General features: G+C 49.9%; 26 protein-coding genes. 10 read left to right on the forward strand and 16 right to left on the reverse strand.

Annotated features, from left to right (window positions below; all coding sequences use genetic code 11):
- Positions 1-70: 70 nt before the first annotated feature.
- The 3 genes from BLP55_RS06905 to pyrH form a co-directional block, all read right to left on the reverse strand.
- Complete coding sequence (locus BLP55_RS06905; RefSeq protein WP_244503435.1) at positions 71-2,575, reverse strand: DUF5686 family protein; 2,505 nt, start codon at positions 2,573-2,575, stop codon at positions 71-73.
- A gap of 129 nt (positions 2,576-2,704) precedes the next feature.
- The gene (gene frr, locus BLP55_RS06910; RefSeq protein WP_091141615.1) at positions 2,705-3,265 is read right to left on the reverse strand and encodes a ribosome recycling factor; all 561 of its coding nucleotides are present in this window, start codon (positions 3,263-3,265) and stop codon (positions 2,705-2,707) included.
- Between the two features lie 119 nt (positions 3,266-3,384).
- The gene (gene pyrH, locus BLP55_RS06915) at positions 3,385-4,092 is read right to left on the reverse strand and encodes a UMP kinase (protein WP_091141795.1); all 708 of its coding nucleotides are present in this window, start codon (positions 4,090-4,092) and stop codon (positions 3,385-3,387) included.
- 143 nt (positions 4,093-4,235) lie between these two features.
- Here pyrH and BLP55_RS06920 point away from each other — a divergent pair, with 143 nt between their 5' ends.
- On the forward strand, positions 4,236-4,859 hold the full coding sequence (locus BLP55_RS06920) for a thioredoxin family protein (RefSeq protein WP_091141616.1): 624 nt from the start codon (positions 4,236-4,238) through the stop codon (positions 4,857-4,859).
- Positions 4,860-5,323: 464 nt separating this feature from the next.
- Here BLP55_RS06920 and truB read toward each other — a convergent pair whose 3' ends face one another.
- From truB to BLP55_RS06940, 4 genes are all read right to left on the reverse strand, one after another.
- Positions 5,324-6,025, reverse strand: coding sequence for a tRNA pseudouridine(55) synthase TruB (gene truB, locus BLP55_RS06925; RefSeq protein ID WP_091141617.1), 702 nt, complete (start codon positions 6,023-6,025; stop codon positions 5,324-5,326).
- Positions 6,022-6,819, reverse strand: a complete 798-nt coding sequence (locus tag BLP55_RS06930; RefSeq protein ID WP_091141618.1) for an undecaprenyl-diphosphate phosphatase — start codon at positions 6,817-6,819, stop codon at positions 6,022-6,024. The genes truB and BLP55_RS06930 overlap by 4 nt, the downstream gene beginning before the upstream one ends.
- A gap of 185 nt (positions 6,820-7,004) precedes the next feature.
- The gene (locus tag BLP55_RS06935) at positions 7,005-7,244 is read right to left on the reverse strand and encodes a DUF3098 domain-containing protein (RefSeq protein ID WP_091141619.1); all 240 of its coding nucleotides are present in this window, start codon (positions 7,242-7,244) and stop codon (positions 7,005-7,007) included.
- Positions 7,245-7,272: 28 nt separating this feature from the next.
- Entirely contained in the window at positions 7,273-8,148 is an 876-nt protein-coding gene (locus tag BLP55_RS06940) for a cell division protein FtsX (protein WP_091141620.1), read from the reverse strand.
- 251 nt (positions 8,149-8,399) lie between these two features.
- On the opposite strand from BLP55_RS06940, the gene leuS reads away from it, so the two are divergent.
- Both leuS and BLP55_RS06950 read left to right on the forward strand, forming a co-directional pair.
- Positions 8,400-11,282 (forward strand): leucine--tRNA ligase, encoded by a 2,883-nt coding sequence (gene leuS, locus BLP55_RS06945; protein WP_091141621.1) that lies wholly within the window; start codon positions 8,400-8,402, stop codon positions 11,280-11,282.
- A gap of 180 nt (positions 11,283-11,462) precedes the next feature.
- Entirely contained in the window at positions 11,463-12,143 is a 681-nt protein-coding gene (locus tag BLP55_RS06950; protein ID WP_091141622.1) for a zinc metallopeptidase, read from the forward strand.
- 176 nt (positions 12,144-12,319) lie between these two features.
- Here the strand turns inward: BLP55_RS06950 and BLP55_RS06955 are convergent, their stop codons facing one another.
- Positions 12,320-12,673, reverse strand: coding sequence for a winged helix-turn-helix transcriptional regulator (locus BLP55_RS06955; RefSeq protein WP_091141623.1), 354 nt, complete (start codon positions 12,671-12,673; stop codon positions 12,320-12,322).
- Between the two features lie 80 nt (positions 12,674-12,753).
- Here BLP55_RS06955 and BLP55_RS06960 point away from each other — a divergent pair, with 80 nt between their 5' ends.
- Positions 12,754-13,635: an SDR family oxidoreductase gene (locus tag BLP55_RS06960; RefSeq protein WP_091141624.1), complete on the forward strand. Its 882-nt coding sequence runs from the start codon at positions 12,754-12,756 to the stop codon at positions 13,633-13,635.
- Positions 13,636-13,697: 62 nt separating this feature from the next.
- Here BLP55_RS06960 and BLP55_RS06965 read toward each other — a convergent pair whose 3' ends face one another.
- The 4 genes from BLP55_RS06965 to BLP55_RS06985 all read right to left on the reverse strand — a co-directional run bounded on the left by BLP55_RS06965 (position 13,698) and on the right by BLP55_RS06985 (position 17,169).
- Positions 13,698-14,168 carry an Lrp/AsnC ligand binding domain-containing protein gene (locus BLP55_RS06965; RefSeq protein WP_091141625.1) on the reverse strand — a complete coding sequence of 157 codons (471 nt, stop codon included), beginning with the start codon at positions 14,166-14,168 and terminating at the stop codon, positions 13,698-13,700.
- A 149-nt stretch (positions 14,169-14,317) separates the two neighbouring features.
- Positions 14,318-15,682 (reverse strand): saccharopine dehydrogenase family protein, encoded by a 1,365-nt coding sequence (locus BLP55_RS06970; protein WP_091141626.1) that lies wholly within the window; start codon positions 15,680-15,682, stop codon positions 14,318-14,320.
- A 417-nt stretch (positions 15,683-16,099) separates the two neighbouring features.
- Complete coding sequence (locus BLP55_RS06980) at positions 16,100-16,420, reverse strand: hypothetical protein (RefSeq protein WP_091141628.1); 321 nt, start codon at positions 16,418-16,420, stop codon at positions 16,100-16,102.
- On the reverse strand, positions 16,420-17,169 hold the full coding sequence (locus BLP55_RS06985; protein WP_091141629.1) for a DUF3108 domain-containing protein: 750 nt from the start codon (positions 17,167-17,169) through the stop codon (positions 16,420-16,422). The genes BLP55_RS06980 and BLP55_RS06985 overlap by 1 nt, the downstream gene beginning before the upstream one ends.
- A 106-nt stretch (positions 17,170-17,275) precedes the next feature.
- On the opposite strand from BLP55_RS06985, the gene BLP55_RS06990 reads away from it, so the two are divergent.
- Both BLP55_RS06990 and pckA read left to right on the forward strand, forming a co-directional pair.
- Entirely contained in the window at positions 17,276-17,662 is a 387-nt protein-coding gene (locus BLP55_RS06990) for a DUF423 domain-containing protein (protein WP_091141630.1), read from the forward strand.
- A 68-nt stretch (positions 17,663-17,730) separates the two neighbouring features.
- Positions 17,731-19,356 carry a phosphoenolpyruvate carboxykinase (ATP) gene (pckA, locus tag BLP55_RS06995; RefSeq protein WP_091141631.1) on the forward strand — a complete coding sequence of 542 codons (1,626 nt, stop codon included), beginning with the start codon at positions 17,731-17,733 and terminating at the stop codon, positions 19,354-19,356.
- 168 nt (positions 19,357-19,524) lie between these two features.
- Here pckA and BLP55_RS07000 read toward each other — a convergent pair whose 3' ends face one another.
- Both BLP55_RS07000 and BLP55_RS07005 read right to left on the reverse strand, forming a co-directional pair.
- Positions 19,525-20,274 (reverse strand): uroporphyrinogen-III synthase, encoded by a 750-nt coding sequence (locus BLP55_RS07000; RefSeq protein ID WP_091141632.1) that lies wholly within the window; start codon positions 20,272-20,274, stop codon positions 19,525-19,527.
- Positions 20,275-20,293: 19 nt separating this feature from the next.
- Entirely contained in the window at positions 20,294-20,962 is a 669-nt protein-coding gene (locus BLP55_RS07005) for a DUF4271 domain-containing protein (RefSeq protein WP_317040288.1), read from the reverse strand.
- Positions 20,963-21,045: 83 nt separating this feature from the next.
- On the opposite strand from BLP55_RS07005, the gene BLP55_RS07010 reads away from it, so the two are divergent.
- From BLP55_RS07010 to BLP55_RS07020, 3 genes are read left to right on the forward strand one after another with little or no spacing between them, the layout of a single operon-like run.
- Positions 21,046-21,771: a polyprenol monophosphomannose synthase gene (locus BLP55_RS07010; protein WP_091141633.1), complete on the forward strand. Its 726-nt coding sequence runs from the start codon at positions 21,046-21,048 to the stop codon at positions 21,769-21,771.
- Positions 21,771-23,111 (forward strand): dihydroorotase, encoded by a 1,341-nt coding sequence (locus BLP55_RS07015; protein ID WP_091141634.1) that lies wholly within the window; start codon positions 21,771-21,773, stop codon positions 23,109-23,111. Before BLP55_RS07010 ends, BLP55_RS07015 begins: the two co-directional genes overlap by 1 nt.
- A gap of 10 nt (positions 23,112-23,121) precedes the next feature.
- On the forward strand, positions 23,122-23,502 hold the full coding sequence (locus BLP55_RS07020) for a DUF4296 domain-containing protein (RefSeq protein ID WP_091141635.1): 381 nt from the start codon (positions 23,122-23,124) through the stop codon (positions 23,500-23,502).
- On the opposite strand, the gene BLP55_RS07025 is transcribed toward BLP55_RS07020, so the two are convergent.
- Positions 23,495-24,499, reverse strand: a complete 1,005-nt coding sequence (locus tag BLP55_RS07025) for an NAD-dependent epimerase/dehydratase family protein (RefSeq protein ID WP_091141636.1) — start codon at positions 24,497-24,499, stop codon at positions 23,495-23,497. The genes BLP55_RS07020 and BLP55_RS07025 overlap by 8 nt on opposite strands.
- 263 nt (positions 24,500-24,762) lie before the next feature.
- On the opposite strand from BLP55_RS07025, the gene tyrS reads away from it, so the two are divergent.
- Positions 24,763-26,064, forward strand: coding sequence for a tyrosine--tRNA ligase (tyrS, locus tag BLP55_RS07030; RefSeq protein WP_091141637.1), 1,302 nt, complete (start codon positions 24,763-24,765; stop codon positions 26,062-26,064).
- A 1-nt stretch (position 26,065) separates the two neighbouring features.
- Here tyrS and BLP55_RS17160 read toward each other — a convergent pair.
- A partial coding sequence (locus tag BLP55_RS17160; RefSeq protein ID WP_211516816.1) for a hypothetical protein occupies positions 26,066-26,248 on the reverse strand: 183 nt, incomplete at its 5' end.

Raw genomic sequence — 26,248 nt, forward strand, 5'->3', positions numbered from 1 at the left:
ACAGAGGTTTCGCAAAGCTCACAAAGCCTTAGGTACCTTTGCGTTTGACTTTTCGTCTTTGCGGTAAATACTAAAACCCAAGGTTCAACACAAACGAAATCTTGACGGCCAGGTTGTCCTCAAACCGCGGCAACTGGTTCGGGCCATAGCGGTAGAACCCGGCAAGCCCGAATGCGCTGTAGATTTGGTTGATTTCGAGTCCCGATTCGAAGTAGCCGTTTTCCAACGTCTTGTAGTCAAAACCCACGTGCTGCTCGCGGTTGTCCAAATCGCCATAGGCCGCGCGCGATAAGATGACAAACTCGGGGCGTACTTTTTTGACGATCTTGAACCGCTTGAGCGCATGCTTGAACTGGAGCATCGCGTACCTGCTCGAGAAAAACTCGTTGAAATACATGGTCTCGAACGCGTTCTTGCCCGCAATGGTGATGCGTTGCAGCAACCGGTCCTTGGTCAGGTTGTTGGGCGTGTTGTTGTACAGGTGCGTGAGCGGTACATCGCCATGCGCATAACCCGCTTCGAACAAAAGGCTCGTCTTTTGGCCGTTCATGTATTTGCGCTCGTATTCGGTGCGGAAGTCGATTTTCGAAAACACAAAATCATTGCCCAACACCTCGGGTAGCGCCTGCGTAAACTGGAACGTGAACTTCGGGAAACGCTTTTCGACTTCGATGCGTCCGTGTGGCGTTTGCATGTAATCGCTAAACGGATTCCATTGCACCGATGCCTGCGCCGTGGTCATCGTGTACCGGTAAAAAAGTTCGTTGTCGCGGTTGTAGACGTACGAAAACTTGGGTTCGACATTGCTGTAGGTGAGTTGCCAGATGCTTTCGGTTTTGGGTAGGATTTTGGTCTCGAGGTAAGCGCGCCAGGTCTTGTGCTGGTAAAATGTACTGACGTTGATGGGCCGCGGATCATAAAGCTTGAACACGCGTTTGTCGATCGCAAAAGACGTGCTGCCGATTTCGCGCACATCGTCGGTATACGAAGCGCCGACCCACGAATTCGAGAATTTCCCGATACGGCTGCTGAATCCCAGGCTGTATTTGAACGCGCCGTCCTTGATGCCATAAGCTGTGTACCCGTCTATGCGGTACTTGCGCGAAAACCGTTCGTTGGTGCGTCCGCCGAGCCCAAACCGGAAACCTTCGTAATTGTTGTAGCTCAGCAAATAGCGCAAATCAAGATCCACCGGGCCCAGCGGCGCATAGCCGTTGAGAATTTTTCGGCCCTGCAGCAAGCGCTTTTCGATGCGTTCTTTTTCGACCAGGCTGTCGAGCGCCACATAGGTTTTTTGGCTGCGCAAATCGAGGCTGTCCTTGCGGTAACGGTTCCAGAATGTTTCGGGTTGGTCTTCGGCATCGTCCTTGACCTCGATGTAAATCGACGGGTGCCGGATCACCACGGGCACATTGTACTTTTGGTCAAAATAATTGGTCTCGCTCAGCACATAGGTAAAGTCTGAGGCTACGCGCGGACGTCGGCCGTCTTCGGCGCCATCGTCGTCGGAATCGAATTTGAGCGTTTCGCCAAGCACGCGGATGTCGTCGTTGTTCTTGCCCTTGATGATCTTGAAACTTTTGTTGGTAGGAAACCACAACCGTTGGTCGGGCAGGTATTCGAACTCGTGCACGCCGCTGATGTCCAGCACCCCGCGGATGCGCATGATGGCCTTGGCGACGGCAAAGTTTTCGGTATCGATGTAGAGCACGCCCTCGAGCCCCGCGGCCTTGCTTTTCTTTTTGTTCTTGAAATAAACCATTTTTACCTGGCGGCCGTCGATGGTCGTGCTGTCGATGATCTTGAAATTGTAGTCGGTGTACGAATCGGCGGCGATGGGCGAATTGTAACGCGTTTCGAACAATTCATAACGGTCTTCATATACCGAAAACGACTGTAAATTGAACGCAAGGATTTCGTAAATGGGTTGCTTGAATCCCGACATTTTGGTCCCCAGTACGGTTTCTTTCAAATGGCCTTGCGCGAACTGGTATTGCGAGACTTTTTCGGTTTGAAACAAATGTTGCTCGCGGATGACTTTCTTGAATTTGTAATCGGATGAGTCGACCTTGGCGAGTTTCTTTTTACGGCCCTTGTTCGCAAAAATCGAATCGATACGGCCGTCGATCGAATCGGGGTTGGCTGTGATGACCAGCTTGTTGTAGGCCTTGAACTCGAAACCTGCGAGTTTTTTTTGCGGATTGTTTTGGTTTTTGTCGCGCACCACACGTCTGATCAGGTTGACGGCGGCCTGGTCGGGTGCCACCGATACCTCGTCGAGTTGTGCCGACGCGGGTTGCAGCCAAACGCTGTAGAATTTACGTCCGGACGAAACCGCAACGTTGGCCTTGTCGAACCCCACATAAGACACGGTGAAATTCGAGACAGGCTGTAGGCTTTCGAGCGTGAATTTGCCGTCTACGTCGGCCATGGTGTACAATCCTGTTGGGGTGGTGATCGATGCGAACGGCAACGGTTTCTTGGTCGAAGCGTCCCTGATTACGCCGTTCAAGTGGATTTGCGCCTGCGCGGCAAGCGAAAAAAACACGCACAAAAGAAGCAAACGCTTGGCCAACGAATTTGGATTAGGGTCTAAAGATAAGCGAAATAACAAAAATCGGTTGGGGTTTTAACAGAATGTAGGGAGCGGCCGCCCACAAAAAAAGCGCCGTTTTTTTCGGCGCTTGGGTATGTTTTGCAAAAATTACACTTTCATGATCTCGGCTTCCTTGAGCGAAAGCAAATCGTCGATTTTTTTGATGTAGCTGTTGGTCAGGCTTTGCACATCTTCTTCGGCGTTTTTGCAGAGGTCTTCGGACGCGCCGTCTTTTTCGAGTTTCTTGATCTCTTTGTTGGCTTCCTGACGCGCGTTGCGGATGCCGATCTTGGCGTCCTCGGCCTCGCTTTTGGCTTGTTTGGCCAAATCGCGGCGACGTTCCTCGGTGAGCGGTGGCACGTTGATGATGATCTGATCGCCGTTGTTCATCGGGTTAAAGCCGATGTTGGCTACCATGATGGCCTTTTCGATGGGCTGCAGCATGTTCTTTTCCCAAGGGGCGATCGTGATCGTGCGCGCGTCTGGGACGTTGACGTTGGCCACCTGCGAGATGGGTGTAGCCGAGCCGTAGTAATCGACGAACACGCCGCCAATCATGGCCGGCGAAGCTTTGCCCGCGCGGATGTTGGTGAATTCTTTTTCGAGGTGCGCAAGCGAACCTGTCATCGATTCTTCGGTGCTTTCGAGTATGAAATCAATTTCTTCCATTGGTTTGGATTTTATATTTTGTGGGATGCCCTAGCCCCGATTGAAGTGGAAATCCTTTTTGGCGAAGCATGAGCCAAAAAGATTGCAACGGAAAGCGGGAAACAGCTCCTAAAAAATCATTAAACGTTGACGACCGTGCCGATATTTTCGCCGGCGCAGATTTTCGTCAAATTACCTTTTTTGTTCATGTCGAACACCACGATGGGCAACTCGTTTTCCTGGCTTAGCGTAAAGGCGGTCGAATCCATGACGTTGAGGCCTTTGCTGATGACATCGGCAAACGAAAGCGATTCGTACTTGGTGGCCGAGGCGTCTTTCTCTGGATCGGCGGTGTAAATACCGTCTACGCGCGTGCCTTTCAAAATGACATCGGCGTGGATTTCGACCCCGCGCAATACCGCTGCCGTATCGGTCGTGAAGTACGGATTGCCCGTGCCTGCGCCAAAAATGACGATGCGGCCTTTTTCGAGGTGGCGCACCGCGCGGCGTTTGATGTAGGGCTCGGCGATCGCTTCGATCTTCAATGCGGTTTGCAAACGCGTGAGCATGCCTTTGTCTTCGAGCGCGCCCTGCAAGGCCATGCCGTTGATGACCGTGGCGAGCATGCCCATGTAGTCGCCCTGTACGCGGTCCATGCCATTGGCGGCACCCGCTACGCCGCGAAAGATGTTGCCTCCGCCGATGACGATGGCGATTTGCACGCCCTGGTCGTGGATTTGCTTGATCTCGTCGGCATATTCGGCCAGACGCGCCGGATCGATGCCGTATTGGCGGTCGCCCATGAGCGCTTCGCCGCTCAGCTTGAGGAGAATTCTTTTGTACTTCATTGTGGTATGGCGTTGTGGTTCTTTTTCAATGCGAGTGCAAATATAATCATAATCTTTTTGGTCTAAATGCCGATGCCAAAAAATGTTAACGATGGCGGTGCAGCGCGATTTAATCCGTAAATTTGAGATGTAAAAAAACAACCATGAAACTAGCCGTCGCAGAGGGCCTGCTCAAAAGCCATTCGTATGTCAAGTACCGCAGCATTGTGACCGCGCTGCTCCAAAACGGAGCGGTGTCGGGCAACCAGCAATCGGAGGATTTGGTGCACTACACCAAGCTCAACGAAGCGCGCATGAACAGGCTTGACAAGAAAATAGCGGTGACCGAAGACCACATCCACAAACTGCTCGCACTCAAGAAAAACTACATCTGGCTCGTGCTTTCGGAGGGTTGGTGCGGCGATGCCGCGCAGATTTTGCCCGTGCTCAACAAAATGGCGACGCTCACCAAGCAAATCGAATTGAAGGTGGCTTTTCGCGACGAGAACGAACCGCTGATGCAACAATTCCTGACCAACGGCGCGCGGTCTATACCCAAGTTGATCGTGTTGGAACCCGAGAGCAACAAAATACTGGGCAGTTGGGGACCGCGTCCGAAAGGCGCCGCCGATTTGATCACGAGCTACAAACGGCAATACGGCACCATAGACGAGACCGCAAAGACCGAGCTACAATTGTGGTATTTGCACGACAAAGGTTTGTCTGTACAAAAAGAAGTGGTTGATTTGATGGTCGAGTTGGAACGGTTGATTTATTCGAAACGGTAGTGCGTTGCGACCCGGCGATCGTTGGTTAAAATACAGATTTTTACTTCGTACAGTTCGCCCTTCGGGCTCGGGTCTATTTTGACCGAAATTAATTAAATTTTATTTTGGCTCTAGGGTAGGGGGCAAAGTAGTAGGTTTATCCCTAAGCAATTCTGGTGAATTTTGGCGGTAGATTTTCTGTAGTTTTTGTTAAAGTTGCCGCTTCAGACCGGTCGGTGATTGGTGGTGAAAAAGTACAGATTTTCCGTTTTGAGCGTATTTGAAAACGGCTTATTTTAGCTCTAGGGTAGGGGGCAAAGTAGTAGGTTTATCCCTAAGCAATTCTGGTGAATTTTGGCGGTAGATTTTCTGTAGTTTTTGTTAAAGTTTGTAGATGAACAGCGAAGCCCGTACACATACCGCCCGATTTCCCAAAGATTGGAATTAGTTTCCCGTAAAACCCGCAACGCCAATAGGCTGTGTATTTAGTCTGTATTCGGGGCCAGTGTATCGACAAACGCCAAAACATCCTGCGCTTGCGCTACGTCGTAATCCCCGATTTTTGTCCGGCGCAAAGCCGTCAAATGCGAACCCGAATCCATCGCCTGCCCAAAGTCATGTGCGATCGACCGGATGTAAGTGCCTTTGCTGCATTGGATCCTGAAATCGACCTCGGGCAATGCAATGCGCGTGAGTTCGAATTCGTAGATGGTGGTTTTTCGCGACGCGATTTCGACCGTTTCGCCGGCGCGTGCATGCTCGTACAAACGTTTTCCGTCTTTTTTGATGGCCGAGAAAATGGGTGGTTTTTGGTCTATTTCACCCAGGAATTTTTCGACGGTTTGACGGACCAGTGTTTCGTCGATGTGGGTTGTGTCGAAGGTTTGGTCGATTTCGGTTTCCAAATCATACGACGGCGTGGTTGCACCGATGAAAATCGTTCCCGTGTATTCCTTGACCTGTCCTTGCAGTTCCGAGATTTGTTTGGTGGCTTTGCCCGTGCAAACGAGCAGCAATCCCGAGGCGAGCGGATCCAAGGTGCCCGCGTGTCCGATCTTGATTTTCTTGAGCCCCAATTTGCTTTTGAGCGCCCATTTGAGTTTGTTGACCGCCTGGAACGACGTCCAATGCAGGGGCTTGTCGATCAGCAAAACCTGGCCCGCGAGAAAGTCCTCTGGCGTTTTCACACAATGGTCAGTTTGTGGATGAAAAAGTGGATGATCAAGATCGCGAGTCCGGCTGCAATGCGGTAGTACCCGAAAACCTTGAATCCGTTCTTGCTCAAGAATCCGATGAACGATTTGATCGCGAGCATGGCCACGACAAACCCGACCACGTTGCCGATAATAAGCAGATTCACCTGGTCGTCGCTCAAAACCAATCCGGCTTTGTAGTAGTCGTAACATTTCTTGGCCGTGGCGCCAAACATGGTGGGTACGGCTAGAAAGAACGAAAATTCGGCGGCCGTTGTGCGCGAGAGTTTTTGCGCCATGCCACCCACGATGCTTGCCCCAGAGCGCGATACGCCTGGAATCATCGCCAAACATTGAAAAAGGCCAATCTTAAAAGCGGTAGCATAATTGATTTCTTGTGTCGATTGTTTTTCCTCGGCCGAGGAGAACCAATCATCGACCTTGAGCAATACCAATCCACCCAAAAGCAACGAAATGGCTACCGTGACGGGGTTCTCGAGCAATCCGTCGATAAAATCGCTGAGCAAAAGTCCGAGGATAACCGCAGGGATAAACCCGACGAACAATTTGAGGTAAAAGTCAAACGTCTGGAAGAATCTTTTGAAATAAAGCACGATCACCGACAAGATGGCGCCGAGTTGGATCACGATGGTAAACAACTTGGTGAAATCGTCGTGCGCGATGCCAAAAAACGAACTCGCAATGATCATGTGTCCGGTCGAGGAAACGGGCAGGAACTCGGTCAGGCCTTCGATGATGGCCAGGATGATGGCTTGTAGGGTGTTCAAGGGAATTTGAAAATTTAACTACGTTCAGTTCGCCCTAACGGGCTCGGGTGAAAATTTGAAAATTTGAAAATGAAATGCGGGCGCTCTATTCGATTTGAAAAAAAACGGCAATGCGATTTGAAACCAGAAACGCAAAACCGACGCGGGTTCCCATTTCCAAATTTTCAAATTGCCTCATTTTCAAATTACTTTTTCGGATTTTTTAGGATCGCGTAAATCGTGATGCCAAAACCAATCAACACGACGGTAGGCGCCAAGCGGATGCGTCTGAAATCAAAAATCGCATCGCTGAAAACCTTGGGGTCGTCGCTGCCGCCGCCCGACATCAGGATGAACCCGAGCGCAATCACGGCAATCCCAATCAGCAGGATTTTGTAGTTGACCTTCTCAAAAAGGAAGTCCGATTTATTTTCGTTGTTTTCCATAATCGTATGTTTTAACGGCCGAATAACCCTAGTAAAGGTCGTCGGTGCGCAAATTCAAGAAACGTGTCGTGGCAATAAAGGTACTGATCCACGAAATCAAGATGCCCACGAGCAACACGCCCACGAGTACCGCGGCCACCAGTTCGGGCTGGGCCAGGACTTCGAGCGCCGGGTAATTGACGTTGAGGTAATACAGCACACCCACCAGCGCCAGAATGGCCAGTATCGATCCCAGTATGCCCAATCGGATGCTGCGCCAAATGAACGGCTTGCGGATGAACGACTTGGTCGCGCCTACCATTTGCATCGTCTTGATGATGAATCGGTTGGAGTAAATCGAAAGCCGCATCGAACTGTTGATGAGCAGTACCGCAATCACGGCAAAAATTCCGCAAATGATCAAGATCCACATCGATACTTTCTGGATGTTGTCGTTCACCATCGAGATGAGCTGTTTGTCATAGACCACGTCGGCTACCATTTCGTTCATGCGGAACGTGCTTTCGATCTTGCGGACGCTTTCGGTGTTGATGTATTCTGAATTGAGGTAAATGTCGAACGAATTCTGCAAAGGGTTCATTCCCAAGAAATTCATGAAATCTTCGCCGATGATGTCCTGGTGGTTCTTGGCCGCCTCTTCCTTGGTCACATACACGCTGCTTTTGACGAATTTCTCGGCCTGGAGTTGTGTTTTGAACGCGCCGATTACGCTGTCGTTGGCTTCGTTCTTGAAAAAGACGGTCATCGCGATCTCTTCCTTGAAATTGTCGGAGAGTCTACGCGAATTGATCACGAACAACCCCAAAATGCCAAGCAAAAACAACACGAGGAAAATACTTAAGACAACCGAAAAATAGGACGAAATGAGTCTGCGTTTTTGAAACTTTTCGAATGAAGATCTCATAGAGGGAACAATTATGCCGTAAAAATAGTAAACATTTCGGTTTCTGAGGGCCAAAGTTTTAATTTTAGTCCAATAAGCGTAAATTTGCGCTCGCACTCAGAGAACGACAAGAAGAGGCGAAGTTTGTTACGGTTTTAACGCAAAGGCGAAAAGTTTTTTCGCAAAGATCGCCAAGAATCAGCCGACGAACGTCCTTTTCTGTGCGTAAATCTTAGCGAACTTTGCGGTAAAAAATAAAAGTACATTAAAGAATGAAATACCATCCGAACGAAATCGAAGCCCGTTGGCAAAAATACTGGGCACAAAACCAAACTTTTGCCGCCGAGAACCACAGTGACAAACCAAAGTACTATGTGCTCGACATGTTTCCTTATCCGTCGGGCGCGGGGTTGCACGTAGGGCATCCGCTGGGTTACATCGCCTCGGATATTTACGCCCGATTCAAGCGCCACCAAGGCTTTAACGTATTGCATCCGCAGGGCTACGACAGCTTCGGGTTGCCGGCCGAGCAGTATGCGATACAAACCGGGCAGCACCCCGAAAAGACCACGCGCGAGAACATCGCACGCTACCGCGAGCAGCTCGACAAAATTGGGTTTTCGTTCGATTGGGACCGCGAAGTGCGCACGTCGTCGCCCGATTATTACAAATGGACACAGTGGATTTTTATCCAATTGTTCAATTCGTGGTACAACAAAACAACCAACAAAGCCGAAAGCATCTGCACGTTGATCGAGCACTTCCAAAAAGACGGAAACGCCAATGTGAATGCGGTTTCAGACGACAACATTGACACTTTCTCTGCCGATGATTGGAACGGATTTTCGAAATCCCAACAAGAAAAAATTCTCCTGCAATACCGCTTGACTTATTTGGCCGAAACCGAAGTCAACTGGTGCCCCGGACTGGGAACCGTTTTGGCCAACGACGAAATCGTCAACGGTGTTTCGGAGCGCGGCGGATTTCCCGTCATCCGCAAAAAAATGACCCAATGGAGCATGCGTATTTCGGCCTATGCGCAACGTTTGCTCGATGGTTTGAAGGACATCGATTGGACGCAATCGCTCAAAGACGCGCAGGAAAACTGGATCGGCAAATCGACGGGTGCACTCGTCACGTTTAAGGTGCTCGATTCAGAAGGTGCGCAAAGCAACGTAGAACATTTCCTGGCGGGTAACGACCATTCGGGATACGAAATAAACGTGTTCACGACACGTCCCGACACTATTTTTGGCGTGACGTTCCTGACGCTTGCCCCCGAAAACGAACTCGTCGCGAAAATCACGACCGAGGAATGGAAACAGTCGGTTGAGCAGTATGTCGACGCGACGTCTAAACGTTCCGAACGCGAACGCATGGCCGATGTCAAGACCATTTCGGGGGTGTTTACGGGCGCCTACGCCGAGCATCCGTTTACCAAGGAACCGATTCCGGTTTGGGTGGGCGATTATGTGCTCGCGGGCTACGGAACCGGCGCCGTGATGGCCGTGCCGTGCGGCGACGAGCGCGATTATGCGTTTGCGAATTTCATGCAAGGCAAGAACGGCATGCAGCCGATCAAGAATATTTTTGCGGATGTCGATATTTCGAAAGAGGCGTTTTCGTCTAAGGACAACGTTACGATCGCGAATTCGGATTTCCTCGACGGATTGAACTACAAAGAAGCCACCCAAAAAGCCATCGCCGAACTCGAAAAGCTCGAACTCGGCCAAGGCAAAACCAATTATCGACTGCGCGACGCGGTGTTTTCGCGCCAACGTTACTGGGGCGAACCGTTCCCGGTGTATTATGTAGACGGGCTGCCGCAAATGATCGACGCGCAACATTTGCCGATTGTTTTGCCCGAAGTCGAAAAATACCTGCCTACCGAAGACGGCCAACCGCCGCTCGGGAATTCAAAAGAATGGGCGTGGAGTACGGCCGAGAGCAAAGTGGTTGCGAACGATTTGATCGACCACAAAACCGTGTTTCCGCTCGAATTGAACACCATGCCGGGTTGGGCGGGAAGCTCGTGGTATTGGTTGCGCTACATGGATCCGCACAACAAGGAGGCGTTTGTCTCTAAAGAAGACGAGCAGTACTGGCAAAATGTCGATTTGTACATTGGCGGCAGCGAGCACGCAACAGGGCACTTGTTGTACAGCCGTTTCTGGAACAAGTTTTTGTACGACCGCGGCTTTATCCACCAACAGGAGCCGTTCAAGAAATTGATCAACCAGGGGATGATTCTCGGGACGTCGGCATTCGCGCACCGCATCGAAGGCACGAACAAGTTTGTGTCCAAGGGCAAGATCGACGGACGTCGTACCCAGCCGATCCACGCCGATGTGTCGTTTGTCAACGCATCGGATGAACTCGATGTAGAAGCGTTCCGCAACTGGCGCGAGGATTTCAAGGAGGCCGAATTTGTCCTTGAGGACAACGGCAAATTCGTCGTCACGCGCGAAGTCGAAAAAATGTCCAAATCCAAATACAACGTGGTCAACCCCGACGACATTTGCGAAGAATACGGCGCCGATACGTTGCGACTTTACGAAATGTTCCTCGGGCCGCTCGAACAATACAAGCCGTGGAATACCGCAGGCATCACGGGCGTTTTTGGGTTTCTCAAAAAACTCTGGAAATTGTATTTCGACGACAAAGGCTTGGTCGTGACGGCCAATCCGGCGAGCAAGGACGCCTTGAAAACGCTGCACAAAACCATCAAGAAAGTCACCGAAGACATCGAAGGTTTTTCGTTCAACACCTCGGTGTCGCAATTCATGATCGCCGTCAACGAACTTACCGCGATGAACTGCCACGAACGTTCGGTATTGGAGCCGCTCGCCGTGTTGATTTCGCCTTACGCGCCGCACATTGCCGAGGAATTGTGGGAGAAACTCGGACACCAGGACAGCATCTCGAAAGCGCCGTTCCCTAAATTCAACCCAGAATATTTGGTAGAAAGCAGCAAGGAGTATCCCGTATCGTTCAACGGAAAGATGCGTTTCACGATGGAGCTGCCGCTCGATTTGACGGCCGCACAAATCGAAGAAATCGTCATGAAAGACGAGCGCACGATCAAACAGCTCGAAGGAAGAACGCCGAACAAAGTAATCATTGTTCCGGGAAAAATCATTAACTTGGTGGGGTAGATTTTTGTCGAACGTCGAACGTCGAAAGTCTGAACGAGACGCGTCAAAGACAATCCGTTCAGACTTTCGACATTGGACATTTGACTTCCTCGACTGACAAAATTGCATACAACCTGCCATAAACCGCCGTGGTGCAGATTTTGATGGAGGCGGTCGACCAAAACCTTAAAAAAATAAAAGATGTATTTAGGATGGATTATTATGGGTGCGATCATGCTGGCGAGCTGGCTGGTCTCACAACGTTTGCAAAGTAAGTTCGACAAATATTCGAAGCTGCATTTGCAGAACAACATGAGCGGCGCCGAAATCGCGCAAAAGATGCTCGACGACCACGGGATCCGCGACGTACGTGTGATCTCTACCCCCGGCCGACTCACCGATCATTACAACCCCGCCGACAAAACCGTCAACCTTTCAGAAGCGGTGTACAACCAACGCAACGCTGCCGCTGCTGCCGTAGCCGCGCACGAAGTGGGGCACGCCGTACAGCACAATGTGGCTTACAGCTGGCTTACGATGCGCTCGAAATTGGTGCCGGTGGTGTCGTTCGCGTCGAACATCATCCAGTGGGTGTTGCTCGCGGGCGTGTTGCTCATCAATACGTTTCCGCAGTTGCTGCTCATTGGGATTGTCTTGTTTGCGCTCACGACGCTGTTCGCGTTCATTACCTTGCCTGTAGAATACGATGCGAGTAACCGCGCGCTGGCTTGGCTCGAGAACAAACGCATGCTCACACGCGAGGAACACGACGGATCGAAAGATGCGCTCAAATGGGCCGCAAGGACTTATGTGGTGGCCGCAATCGGTTCGCTCGGCACGTTGCTGTACTATGTGATGATTTATATGGGCCGACGCGAGTAAGCGTTTGGGCTAAAAATAGAAATCCGCTCTTTTGGGCGGATTTTTTTTTTTGGAGCTATTTCCCGTTTTTCGCTGCAATCTTTTACGGCCTCCGCTGCGCTGCGGCCGCAAAAGGATTTCTCCCGACGCTTCGGGACAACCGGGGCTAGGGTCGCGTCGTTGTCAAAACATTCCGCTTACGATTGACTGTACCGCAATCCCCATTGCGCCAAAGTATCGAGCGCGGGCAGCAATTCCTTCGCGGCATCGGTCAAATGGTATTCGACGTGCGGCGGCATGATTTCTACTACGGTTCGCGTCACGAGCGCATCGGCTTCGAGTTGTTTCAAATGTTGAATGAGCATTTTTTCTGTAATTGGCGGGATGGCTTTGCGCAGGTCACTGTAGCGGCGTTTGCCTTCGCGCAGGTTCCATAAAATGAGCGGCTTCCAACGGCCACCTACTTTGTCTAAGGTAAAACTCACGGGACACGCCACGATGATTTGTTTGCGGTTGTCGTTGTTGGTCGAAGTTTCTTTGATGTCGCGCATATTACATACTTTTTGGTAGGTACTTGTACAAAAGTAAGTATAAAAATACCTTTGTACAACACATTAAAAATATTTTTACCATGAAGTACATTGTCACCGGGTCGACCGGAAATATCAGCAAACCCATTGTCCAAGCTTTGGTCGCAGCGAACCATGAAGTCATCGTCATCAGCAGCGATGCGAACAAAAAAGCAGCCATCGAAAACCTTGGTGCCCAAGCCGCCATTGGCGATGTCAACGATGTCGCGTTCCTCACCCAAACCTTTACCGGTGCCGATGCCATTTATTTGATGATCCCGCCCGTTTGGACGCCCGAGGATTGGCCCGCGTTCATGCGTCAAATCGCCGACAATTATGCCCAAGCCGTAAGGGAAAGCGGGGTCAAAAAAGTCGTGCAGCTCTCGAGCATCGGGGCGCATTTGGGTTATGGCGCGGGCCCAATCAATGGCCTTTCGTACCTTGAAAAGCAACTCGATCAGTTGAACATCGACGTTTTGCATTTGCGTCCGTCGTATTTCTACACCAACCTCTACACCATGGTCGACTTGATCAAAAATGCTGGCATCATGGGTTCGAACTTTGGCAAGCCAGAGGAAAAATTCGTGCTTGTGCATCCGTCAGATATTGCGGCCGTTGCAATCCAACATTTGCTCGCGCTCGATTTTACCGGAAAAACACATGAATACGTTTCGAGTGATGTCCGCACTTTTTCGGATATCGCCAAAGTCGTCGGAACCACAATCGGCAAACCCGAGTTGCCTTGGGTACAATTTTCAGATGAAGACGCTTTGAATGGGATGCTTGGCGCCGGTTTGAAAAAAACAATCGCCGAGGGCTATCTCGAAATGGGGCAGGGTATCGCTTCGGGTATTGTCCAGGAAGATTATTTTGCTTCGGGCGCAATGCCGCAGGGGAACGTGAAGTTGGAGGATTTTGCACGCGAATTGGCGGGCGCATTCTAACCAAAGCACCAAATTCCAAATTCCAAATTCCAAAACTTCTAAGAACGATTGGGATTTGGAATTTAGAGCTGGATTTGTCGCTCGATTTGCTGGTCGAGCGAAATAAACGTCTCCGTCCTCGAAACACCCTCGATCGCCTGGATCTTGGTGTTGAGTAAATGCATCAAATGTTCGTTGTCGCGGCAGATGATTTTGATCAGGATCGACCAATTCCCGGTCGTGTAATGACATTCCAAAACCTCGGGTATTTTTTTGAGTTCGCGTACGGCTTCCAGGTTGCGCGCGGCTTTGTCCAGGTAAATCCCGACAAACGCCATCGTGCTGTAACCCAAAACTTTGTTGCTCACCGTGAATTTCGATCCCGAAATCACGCCCGCTTGCTCGAGTTTGCGCAATCTTTGGTGGATGGCTGCGCCCGAAATGCCTATTTTATTGGCGATTTGCAGGATGGGTTTGCGCGCATCTTCCATGAGATCACGAAGGATTTCTTTGTCTATACCGTCAATTTCAATTTGAAGCGAATTGATTTTCATTATTTCGGATTTTAATCAAAAATACACATTTGATTTTAATCTGAAACAGAAACGAGATTTTAACGCAAAGAATTGGAAGTTTTCGCAAAGTCAGCCGAGTTTCAAGCATTTATCTTTGCGAATCCTTTGCGCGCTTTGCGGTTAAAGTATTACAGCAGCGGCGTATTATAACCCACGTACGGCATCTCAATCTCCGAAAACACCACGCCAAACTCCTCCAATTCTTTCAAGATCGGCAAATAGACCTCGCGGTTGATCGGCAGCTGCACGCCCGGCGTAGTAATGTTGCCGTTGAGTATCTGCAAGGTCGCCATGGCTACGGGAAGCCCGACGGTTTTGGCCATGGCGGTGTAGATTTGGTCGTCGCCGATACACACCATTTTTGAATCGATCTGGCGCTTTACGCCGTTTAGTTCGAACCCGAATTTGTGGTACATGACAATCATGTCTTTGTCGTCTGGGGCGAGCGTCCACGCATCGGCCAGGATTTTTTCGAGCATTTGTGCGGGTGTCGCGTTCTTGAGCCCGGTTTTTTTGTGGGGATTGAACAAATCGAGTTCGAGCAGTTTGTCCCAAATCACGTCGTCTTGCGCGAGGCCCAATTGCAAACGCAGCTTGATTTCGACCGAATCGGTGGGGTGATAAGGCAGAAAAAGATTCGTGAAGTCCCGATGGCTGAGGTTTTCGGAATCGTCGATCACATAGCTGTCGTCGGTCATGCCAAGTTGAACGAACACGTTCCAGGCGCGCGAATAACCCACGCGTCGGATCGTACCACGGTACAACGTCAACACATCGTCCAAACCGTATACACTTCGGTATTTGAGCGAATCGCGGTTGGCGTAGCCCTCGAATTTGCCGTAACCTTCGACTTCGAAGAACTCGGTACGGCGGAACAGTTTGTGGTACGGGATGTATTTGTAGGTGCCTTCCTGGATGAATTTGGCCGCACCGCCTTGTCCGGCGAGCACCACATTGCGCGGGGCCCATGTGAACTTGTAGTTCCAAAGATTGTTGTCCGATTCTGGGGCCACCAATCCGCCGCAAAACGATTCGAACAAAAGCATTTTCCCACCCTGGTCGCGGATCTCGTCGATGATTTTCATCGCGCTCATGTGGTCGATGCCCGGATCGAGCCCGATTTCGTTCATGAATACCAGCCCGTTTTCCTTGGCGGCCGCGTCGAGGCTTTGCATCGCATCGCTGACGTACGACGCCGTGACCATGTGCTTTTTGAACGCGACACAGTCCTTGGCCACCTCGATGTGCATGTGCGCGGGCAACATCGAAATGACGATGTCGGCCTTTTGGATTTCGCGCTGACGGTCTGCGGTGTTGTGGATGTCGAGCGCGATGGCCGTCGCGTTGTGGTGGTTATTGGTTTTGCGCTCGGCGAGTTCGAGCGATAAATCGGCGATGGTCACGTGCAGACGTTCCTCATCGGATTTGTTCAATAGGTATTGGATCAGCGACGAAGCCGAACGGCCCGCGCCTATAATCAAGATATTTCTCATGGTAAGTTTTACCGGTTTATTTTACCGCAAAGAAAACAAAGGTTTCGCAAAGAATCAAAGCTTTGTGCACTTTGCGTAAAACTTCGCGACCTTCGCGTTAATTAACCACAGAGAACACAAAGGTTTCGCAAAGTAAGCGAGGTCTTTATTTTAAGCGCGAAACTTCGTTTGCTTTGCGTAAAACTTCGCGGCCTTTGCGGCTATTTTTACCACAAAGCACACAAAGATATCGCAAAGGATGCAAAGGAATTGGTTCTACGTTTGGACCTCCCTTGCTTTGCGCAAAACTTCGCGACCTTTGCGGTTATTTTTACCACAAAGCGCACAAAGGTTGTGCAAAGTACGTGAAGGTTTATGTTATTAAGTGCGAAGCCTTACTTGCTTTGCGTAAAACTCGGCGGCCTTTGCGGTTAGATTTTATTCTAAACCTTCGAGTTCTTCGAGGTCTTTCAAATCTTCATTTTTCGATTCGATTTTCTTTTGTTCGAATTCGGTGTCGGTGGCTACTTCGTCGGGCATCATCGCCTTGGCCAAGACCACCACGAGCAAGATCACCGATAGGATCAGCAATATTTTAGGGAATTTCTTGGCATCGGCCTCCGAAATAAAAAAGGCCAATCCGCTAAAGATGAGCGCGAGTGCCACGGGCAAAACAGCCAATGTGCCCATCGGCAATACGGCAAAAACGATACTGACCAAAAGGAACAGGACGGCTAAAATGTTGTATACTTTTCTCATTAGATTCCGGATGCGTTGGTTAATGTAAGTTGTCCTGTGCCCACGGGGATGCTGAATTTGATCAGCGCGGGTACTTTGCGGGCGTCGGCGGTGAGCCAGATCAGGTTTTTGTCGGTGCCCTTGAGCTTGTCGGTTTTGGCTGCAATCGAAATCTTGTAACATTCTTTGCTGCCCAGGTTGCCCGCCTTGACGGTTTCCTTGCCCATGTATTTGGCCGACACATTCATTTGTTTTTCGTCGAACACCACGGTGAAGGTCTTGGTTTGCCCGGTTTTGAATTTGCTGAAATCGACATTGCGCAGCTGGTACAAAATGGTCACGACGTCGTTGGTATTGGCGCCGATCGAGAATTTTTTGGTGGTCTCGGGCGCGTTCTTTTTCTTGACCGTGCTGGTAATCACGTTGCCCTTGAACAGGTACTTTTCTTTTTTGGTGTACTTGCCTTCAAAGATGTCGCGCTTGTAAAGGCTTGGCTTGAATGTGGCCGGATTTACATACGATTCATACGTGTCGCGGATCTTGAAAAACGAGTCCCATTTGCTGAACGTTGTGGCCTCGCAGCTCAAATGCAGCAAGGTGTTCTTTGACGTCTTGACGGTTTCGGTTTCCATTTTGACTTGTGCGAGCGGCGTGAGCAATCCGCTCATGTTATAAGCGGCCGAATACACGAATTTTTCGCCCGATTTGACGGCTTGCGCAGCCACGTTCACCGTGAACGCCAGCACAAACAATAGGGTCCATTTTTTCATTGATTTGTTTTTTGATTGTTGCAAATGTAGCTATTTTTTGTCGTCTGTTCGATGCCGCCTTGAAATCTCGTCGATGTGTCTTATATTTGCGTCAAACCAATGATGTATGCAAACCAAAGTCCTTTCTATAGCCACAATCCTTGGATTGACCGCCATCATCCTGGGTGCGTTCGGTGCCCACGCACTCAAACAAGTACTGACACCAGAGCAACTCATCGCATTCGAGACGGGTGTCAAATACCAGATGTACCATGCGTTGTTTTTGTTATTTGTCGGAACTACGGCCGCTGTGTCGGATAAGGCCCGAAAATTTATTTTCAACCTTGTGGTTTTTGGGGTCGTCTTGTTTTCGGGCTCGATCTATGTTTTGACCACAAAAGGGTTGTCGGGAATAGACTTAAAACCCCTCGGAATTGTCACGCCTATTGGAGGATTATTGCTAATTGTCGCTTGGTTTTGGCTTTTTGTCGATTTAATCCGTAAAAAATCATAATTTTCCAACGAAAACGTTGTAGCTCGATTTTAATTTTTACATTTGTTGCCTAATTCAAACGCAACTTTATGAACCATTTCACCCCAACTGCGAAATCGATTTCGTTGGAAAAATATGGAATTAAAAATGTAGAAGAAATTGTGTACAATCCGTCGTATGACCAACTGTACAATGAAGAGCTTGACCCAAGCCTCGAAGGATTCGAAAGAGGCCAACTTTCTGAGCTTGGCGCCGTTAACGTAATGACCGGCGATTTTACCGGACGTTCCCCAAAAGACAAATACATCGTCAAGGATGCCGTCACCGAAAACACTTTGTGGTGGCCATCAGACAAAGCGCCCAACGACAACAGACCCATCCCGCAAACCACCTGGAATGCACTCAAGGAAAACACCGTCAACCAATTGTCGGGCAAGCGCTTGTTCGTGGTGGACACGTTTTGTGGCGCCAACCAAAATACACGCCTGAAAGTGCGTTTCATCGTAGAGGTGGCATGGCAGGCGCATTTTGTCAAAAACATGTTCATCCGTCCGACCGAAGAAGAGCTCGAAAATTATGGCGAGCCCGATTTTATCGTCATGAACGCCTCTAAAAGAGGGTTCAAGGATTTTGCGGCACACGGCATGAATTCGGAAACGTACATCGCCTTTAACCTGACCGAAAAGATGCAGCTCATTGGCGGTACCTGGTATGGCGGCGAAATGAAGAAAGGATTGTTTGCGATGATGAACTACTACCTGCCGTTGCAAGGCATCGCGTCTATGCACTGTTCGGCCAACAAAGGCAAGAATGACGATGTGGCGGTGTTCTTTGGACTGTCGGGGACAGGCAAGACTACGTTGTCGACCGACCCTAAACGCGAGCTTATCGGCGACGACGAGCACGGGTGGGACAACGATGGCGTGTTCAACTTTGAAGGCGGATGCTATGCCAAGACCATCGATTTGAGCAAGCAAAACGAGCCCGACATCTACAACGCGATCAAAAAGGACGCCCTGCTCGAGAACGTCACACTCGATGCCAACGGCAAGATCGATTTTACCGACGGATCGGTAACGCAAAACACACGCGTCTCTTATCCGATTTACCACATCGAAAACATCGTCAAGCCAGTGTCTAAAGCGGGTCATGCGAACAAAGTGATTTTCCTTACGGCCGATGCTTTTGGCGTGATGCCGCCGGTTTCGAAACTGACGCCGGAACAAACCAAATATTATTTCCTTTCAGGATTTACGGCCAAGCTCGCGGGTACCGAACGCGGTGTGACCGAGCCGCAGCCGACCTTCTCTGCCTGTTTCGGCAAGGCGTTCCTGACGCTGCACCCAACGCAGTACGGGCAGGAGCTCGTCAAAAAGATGGAGCAGCACAACGCACAGGCCTATATGGTCAATACCGGTTGGAACGGCACAGGCAAACGCATTTCGATCAAGGACACGCGTGCCATCATCGACCGCATCCTCGACGGATCGATCGAGCAAGCCGGGATGACAACCGTTCCGGTGTTCAATTTCAATGTGCCAACGTCGCTCGAAGGGGTAGATACTGGAATCCTAGATCCTCGAAAAACCTATGCAAACGAAAGTGAATGGACCGAAAAAGCCAACGATTTGGCCGGACGTTTCATCAAGAACTTCGAACAATATACGGATAATGAAGAAGGGCAAAGCCTTGTCAAAGCCGGCCCACAATTGTAAATAAAAAGGCGCTTTAACAAAGCGCCTTTTTATTTACAATTAAATTCCAAAAAACAAATTCCAAATTCCAATCGGTCCTTTCGACGTTTTGGAATTTGGAATTTTTATATTGGACTCGAGCCGCAGGCGAACTGAACGAAGCGAAGCAAGTTAATTTCGCCGAAGGCGCTATTTTCCCTTGTTCGCTTCGGCAATATATTTCTCGAGCGCCATCGTCATCGAAGGCGTGTCGGGCGTTGGCGCAAGGATGTCGATGCGCAACCCATGTTCGAGCGCTTCTTTTTGCGTGGTGCTGCCAAATACCGCGATACGCGTGTTGTTTTGCTCGAAATCGGGGAAATTCTTGAACAGCGATTTGATTCCGGTAGGGCTAAAGAAAGCCAATACATCGTAATACACATCGGCCAAATCCGAAAGGTCGCTCATCACGGTTTTGTAAAACGTGCCCGGTGTCCAATTGACTTTGAGGTTGTCCAGAACCGGCGGAATGTCGGCGTTGAGCTGGTCTGAGGCCGGCAACAGGAATTTCTCGTCTTTGTATTTTTTGATCAGCGGCGCCATATCGGCAAAGTCCTTTTGACCGACATAAATCTTGCGCTTGCGGTATACCACATACTTTTGCAGGTAAAACGCAATGGCTTCGCTCTGGCAAAAATACTTGAGGTCTTCGGGAACTTTGTAGCGCATTTCCTCGGCAACCCTAAAAAAATGGTCGACCGAATTCTTGCTGGTCAGGATGATGGCGGTGTAGTTGTTGAGGTCTATCTTTTGTAATCTTACATCTTTAGCATTGACTCCCTCGACGTGGATAAACGGCCTAAAATCGATTTTTACTTTGTGTTTTTGCTGCAACTCAAAATAAGGGGAATTCTCGACCTTGGGTTCCGGCTGTGAGACTAAAATAGTTTTCACTTTCATATAGAGACAAATAAATATGCTAACTTTTCGTAAACCAATAGTACATGAAATAGTAGGGGGCTATTTCAAGTGCGCAAAGATACAAAATAAAATAGAATAGACGATTGAGCAGTAAGTTTTGATAATTCCTTAAAGACGCCAAGTATGTTAACAGATTTATTAACAATACCGCAACAATAAAGAAATAAATCAGAAAATTTGACGGATTGTCGTTGTAAAAAAGTACAATATCGATAGGAAGCACCAGCAGCCCAATGTAGGTGCGGTAACTTACCTTTTGCAGGTTGAATTGTTCGACAAATTCTTCCATGTTGAACGAGGTCGCGATGATTTTTTCGATCAAAAACTTCGACAACAAAAATACAATCAGCAAAGTAAGGATTTGGATGAACACAATCCAATCGGTTTTGGCGACATAACCAAAGTGGGCCAGCACAAGTTGCGCAAAGAACGCCAAAGACAACAACTGCACGATAAAAAGCAAAATCGTGAATCCGCTCATCAGGTGCGAGCCGTCGCGGTACACTTTGACGTATTTGTCCGAAACCACGAGCCGCAAATATTCGTTGAAACGCGTCTCGAAAAATGACTTGGCCAACACGATAAGCGCAAACGCGACCAAAAACACAATGGTCGCCCAGTCGCGGGGTTCAAGGATTCTCGGCTCGAGCACGGTGTCGGTCATCATGCGGCAAAATTACTAATTTTTATTATCATTTTATTAGGACACGACTGCCGTAAAAAGTTTATTTTTGCGCTAAATTCCACCCTATGCGCGACGGCCTGGTCATCATCCCGACCTATAACGAAATCGAGAACATTGAAAGTATCGTACGCGCGGTGCTTTCGTTGCACCGGTCGTTCGACATACTTGTGATCGACGACAGTTCGCCCGACCAAACCGCCGCAAAAGTGGTTGCGTTGCAGGCCGAATTTCCCGAACGGCTGTTTCTGGAACGACGCGCCAAGAAAGCAGGGCTCGGCACGGCCTATGTGCACGGCTTTAAATGGGCGCTCGACAAAGGTTATCCGCTTATTTTTGAGATGGACGCCGATTTCTCGCACAACCCCGCCGATCTCGAAAAACTGTACGATGCGTGTCATTTTGGTACCGCCGATGTGGCCGTCGGGTCGCGTTACGTCACGGGCGTCAATGTGGTCAACTGGCCGCTGAGCCGTGTGCTGATGTCGTATTTCGCATCGGTCTATGTCAAGCTGATCACGGGCATGAAGATTCACGATGCCACGGCGGGTTTCATTTGTTACAAGGCCGACGTGCTGCGCAGCATCAACCTCGATAAAATAAAATTCATCGGTTATGCGTTCCAGATTGAAATGAAATACCGCGCCTTTGCCAAGCAATTCAACATTGTCGAGGTGCCGATCATTTTCACCGACCGTACCAAGGGCCAATCCAAAATGAGCAACGCCATCATCACCGAAGCCGTTTTTGGCGTGATCCAGTTGCGCATCAGCAAATTATTCAACCGATTGTAATGAACAGCATACTCATCAAAAATGCCAAGATTGTCAACGAAGGCCAAATCTTTGAGGGCGACCTCCTTATCGAAGACCAATTCATCGCCGAGATTGCCGAAACGATCAGCGCCAAATCGTCGGCCACCAAGATCATCGATGCCGAAGGCAGTTATTTGATCCCAGGCGCCATAGACGACCAGGTGCATTTTCGCGAACCCGGGCTCACGCACAAAGGCGACATCGCGTCGGAATCACGCGCGGCCGTAGCGGGCGGGATCACGTCGTTCATCGAACAACCCAACACCGTCCCGAATGCGGTGACGCAAGAACTGCTCGAGCAAAAATACCAGATCGCTTCCGAGACGTCGTTTGCGAATTATTCGTTCATGATGGGTGCCACCAACGACAATCTCGAAGAAGTCCTGAAGACCAATCCGAAGAACGTGGCAGGCATCAAAATTTTCCTCGGGTCTTCTACGGGCAACATGCTGGTCGACAACGAGGCGACGCTCGAAAAGATATTCTCGTCTACGCCCATGCTGATTGCCGTGCATTGCGAAGACGAACAAACCATCAAGGACAACCTCGAAAAATTCAAGGCCGAATACGGCGACGACGTTCCCGTGACTGCGCACCATTTGATACGCAGCGCCGAGGCGTGTTACCTGTCGTCGTCCAAGGCGATTGCGCTGGCCAGGAAAACAGGTGCGCGCTTGCACATTTTTCATTTGTCGACGGCCAAGGAGATGGAGCTGTTTACCAACAAGATTCCGCTCGAAGAAAAGAAAATCACGGCCGAAGTCTGCGTGCACCATTTGTGGTTTACCAACGACGATTATGCGACCAAGGGCAATTTCATCAAATGGAACCCTGCCGTCAAGACCGCCGACGACCGCGCCGCGTTGTGGGAAGCGCTGCTCGACGACCGCATCGACGTGATTGCTACAGACCACGCACCACATACACTCGAAGAGAAAAAACAAAAATACTTGCAGGCGCCATCGGGCGGACCGCTCGTACAACATGCCGTCGTGGCGATGTTCGAGGCGCACCACCAAGGCAAGATCTCGGTCGAGAAGATTGTCGAGAAAATGGCGCACAACCCGGCCAAGCTGTTCAAGATCGAAAAACGCGGCTTCATCCGCGAGGGTTATTTTGCCGATCTGGCGATCGTGAACCCTGGGCTGCCGTGGAATGTCAAGAAAGAGAACATCCTGTACAAATGCGGGTGGTCGCCGTTTGAGGGCTACAACTTCAAGTCGCGCATCACCCATACCTTTGTCAACGGGCAACTCGTGTACAACAACTTCAAGGTCAAGGACGTGCGATTGGGCCAGCGACTTACCTTTGACCGTTAATCGTTAGAAGATGAAAAAAGCACTTTTTTTACTGGTGGTTTTGTCATGGGGCTGCGGACAATCGGCGGTCGAGAAACCCGATAATTTGATCGACGAAGCCACGATGGTAGACATCCTGTATGATTTGTCGGTGCTCGAGGCGATGAAAACGCGCGATGCCAAGCTCAGCGACAATTCGTCGGCGGGTTATGTCTATAAAAAATACAACATAGACAGCGTGCAGTTTGCGCACAGCAACCAATACTACGCGGCCGAGATCGAAAAATACAGGAAAATCTACGAAAAGGTCGATGCGCGGCTCCAGGCCGAGAAAACAACGGCCGATTCGCTGGCCAAGAAAGAAGGAAGAACAACGCCCACGCCACCCGGCGATCCTGGGCAAATCAAGTAGTTTTTTTGGGGTAGTAGGCCGCAATCTTGGCCACATAGGCTTCGAGGTTTGCAAACGTATGGTACAATGCAAACCCGACGCGTTCGCTTGAATACGTATCGCGTTGGTGTAGCGAATGTGCCATCGAACGGCTCAACGAGCGTTTTTTGCCGAACACGCCGGCCAGCCAATCGAGGCGCCACGCCATCGAGGTCATCCAGGGCTTGGCAGGGATCGAGGGCGGTTTGACACCCAACGCCTGGGCGATGGCTTTGAGCATGCTTTCGAACGATACGTTTTTAGAGACCACCACAAACCGCTCGCCGCTGACTTCGCTTTCCATAAGTTTGATCATGATGGTGACCACGTCGTCTACGGTCGTGAAACCGGTGACGCCTTTGGTGTAGAACGGCAGCCCGTTGGCGACGCGCGAAAAGATTTCGCCGCTGCCCGAATTCCAAAACAACGGTCCGAGGATTACGCCCGGATTGACCACCACTGCGGGCAGGCCTTCCTGCAGGCCGCGCCAGATTTCCATTTCGGCGCCGTATTTAGAGATGGCGTAATCGGAATGGGGCTTTTCGGGATTCCATTCGGTGTCTTCGGTGATGATGGGTTCGCCGGGTTTCAAGTCGCCGAGCGCCGCGATCGAGCTCACATGACACAATTTCCTGACGCCGTATTGCAGACAAAAGTTGACAATATTGGCCGTACCTTCGATATTCACTTTGCGTAGCAATGCTTCGTCGGCGGGGTCGAACGAAATGTTGGCGGCGCAATGGTACACGTAGTCGATGTTGCGGAACGCCAGTTCGAGCGACGGCACGTCTGTGATGTCGGCTTCGATCCAGTTGATGCGTTCGAAAAGGTTTTCCTGGCCATAAAGCGCAAAGACTTCGCGTGTTTTTTGGATGGAATGATTTGCGCGGTAAATGGCCGTAACGGGTTGGTGGTCTTGCACCAGTTTTAGTGCGAGGTGTGAGCCGACGAGTCCGGTGGCGCCTGTGAGGAGTATCATTTCGTAAAGATAGTGGCAAACATCTAAACTTCAAAGTTCGGCGTTCGTTAATCGATGTTTGAGATTCAAGTAAACGAAGAACGTCGATTAACGAATGTCGCATTTGGAACGACAATGCCCTAGCCCCGATTGCAGCAAGTATCCTTTTATGGCCGAGCGCCAGCGAGGCCGTAAAAGATACTGCGGAAAGCGGGAACCAGCTCCCAAAAAACCACTTTGAAACTTTACAACTTACAACTATCTTTGCCCCAAATTATTTCAAAATGAAAAACCTAGTCGAAGAATTAAAGTGGCGCGGGCTCTACCACGATGCCATGCCCGGAACAGAAGAACAACTGCTCAAAGAAGCCACCACGGCTTATATTGGGTTTGATCCGACGGCCGATTCTTTGCACATCGGGAGCATGGTGCAGATCATCTTGCTGGTTCATTTGAAGAATTTCGGACACCAGCCGATTGCGCTCGTGGGCGGTGCGACGGGCATGATTGGCGATCCGTCGGGCAAATCGGACGAACGGAATTTGCTCGACGAGGAGCAGCTTTCGAAGAACGTCGCGGGCATCAAACGCGTGCTGTCGCGGTTTTTGGATTTTGGTTCGACCGATGCCAACGCGCCCATCATGGTGAACAATTACGATTGGATGAAGACTTTTTCGTTCATCGATTTTGCGCGTGAAGTGGGCAAGCGGATTACCGTCAATTACATGATGGCCAAGGATTCGGTCAAGAAAAGATTGAGCGGCGAGGCGGGCGACGGCATGTCGTTTACCGAATTCACTTATCAACTTATCCAAGGCTACGATTTTTACCACCTGCACAAACACCACAACTGTCTTTTGCAGATGGGCGGCTCAGACCAATGGGGCAACATCACCACGGGCACCGAACTTGTGCGTAGGTTGAATCCGAACACCGAGGCCAAGGCGTTTGCGCTCACGACGCCGCTGATCACCAAGTCGGATGGTTCGAAATTCGGGAAATCGGAAGGCGGGAACATTTGGCTTGACGCCGACAAGACATCGGTGTACAAATTCTACCAGTTTTGGCTCAATACTTCGGACGAAGACGCCGAGAAATACATCAAGATTTTTACGTTCCTCGACCAGTCGGTCATCAACGTGTTGATTGCACAGCACAAAGAAGCACCGCATTTGCGCGCGTTGCAAAAGAAGTTGGCCGAAGAAGTCACGACGTTTGTACACGGCAAGGAGGAATTGGACCGCGCGATCAAGGCGTCGAATATTTTGTTCGGCAATTCGACTTCGGACGAACTCAAAACGCTCGACAGTTTGACGTTCCTCGAAATTTTCGACGGCGTACCGCAAGCCGAAGTCGCGCTCGAAGACGTGCAGAAAGGCATCGACATTGTAGACGTGCTCAACGAAAAATCGGGCTTTTTGAAATCGAACGGCGAGGCCAGACGTGCGTTGGCCGAGAATTCGATCTCGGTGAACAAAGAGAAAGTAGCCGAAGGTTTTATGCTCGGCGAAAAGGATTTGATCAACCACCAGTTTGTGTTGTTGCAACGCGGCAAAAAGAATTATTTTGTGCTGCGCGTGAGTTGATTTAACTGCAAAGACTTATTCTTTGTGTTTTTTGAAAATGTTTTAGACTAAGCTTTGGCTGAGTTAACCGCAAAGTTTGCAAAGGTTTACGCGAAGTTCTCAAAGCCACAAAAAGCCCCTTCTTTACTTTGCGGAAAACTCGGCGTCCTTTGCGGTAAAAAGAATACGGTAAAAATGACTCCTG

This window comes from Flavobacterium caeni (assembly GCF_900101895.1).
In the GTDB taxonomy this organism is placed as follows: domain Bacteria; phylum Bacteroidota; class Bacteroidia; order Flavobacteriales; family Flavobacteriaceae; genus Flavobacterium; species Flavobacterium caeni.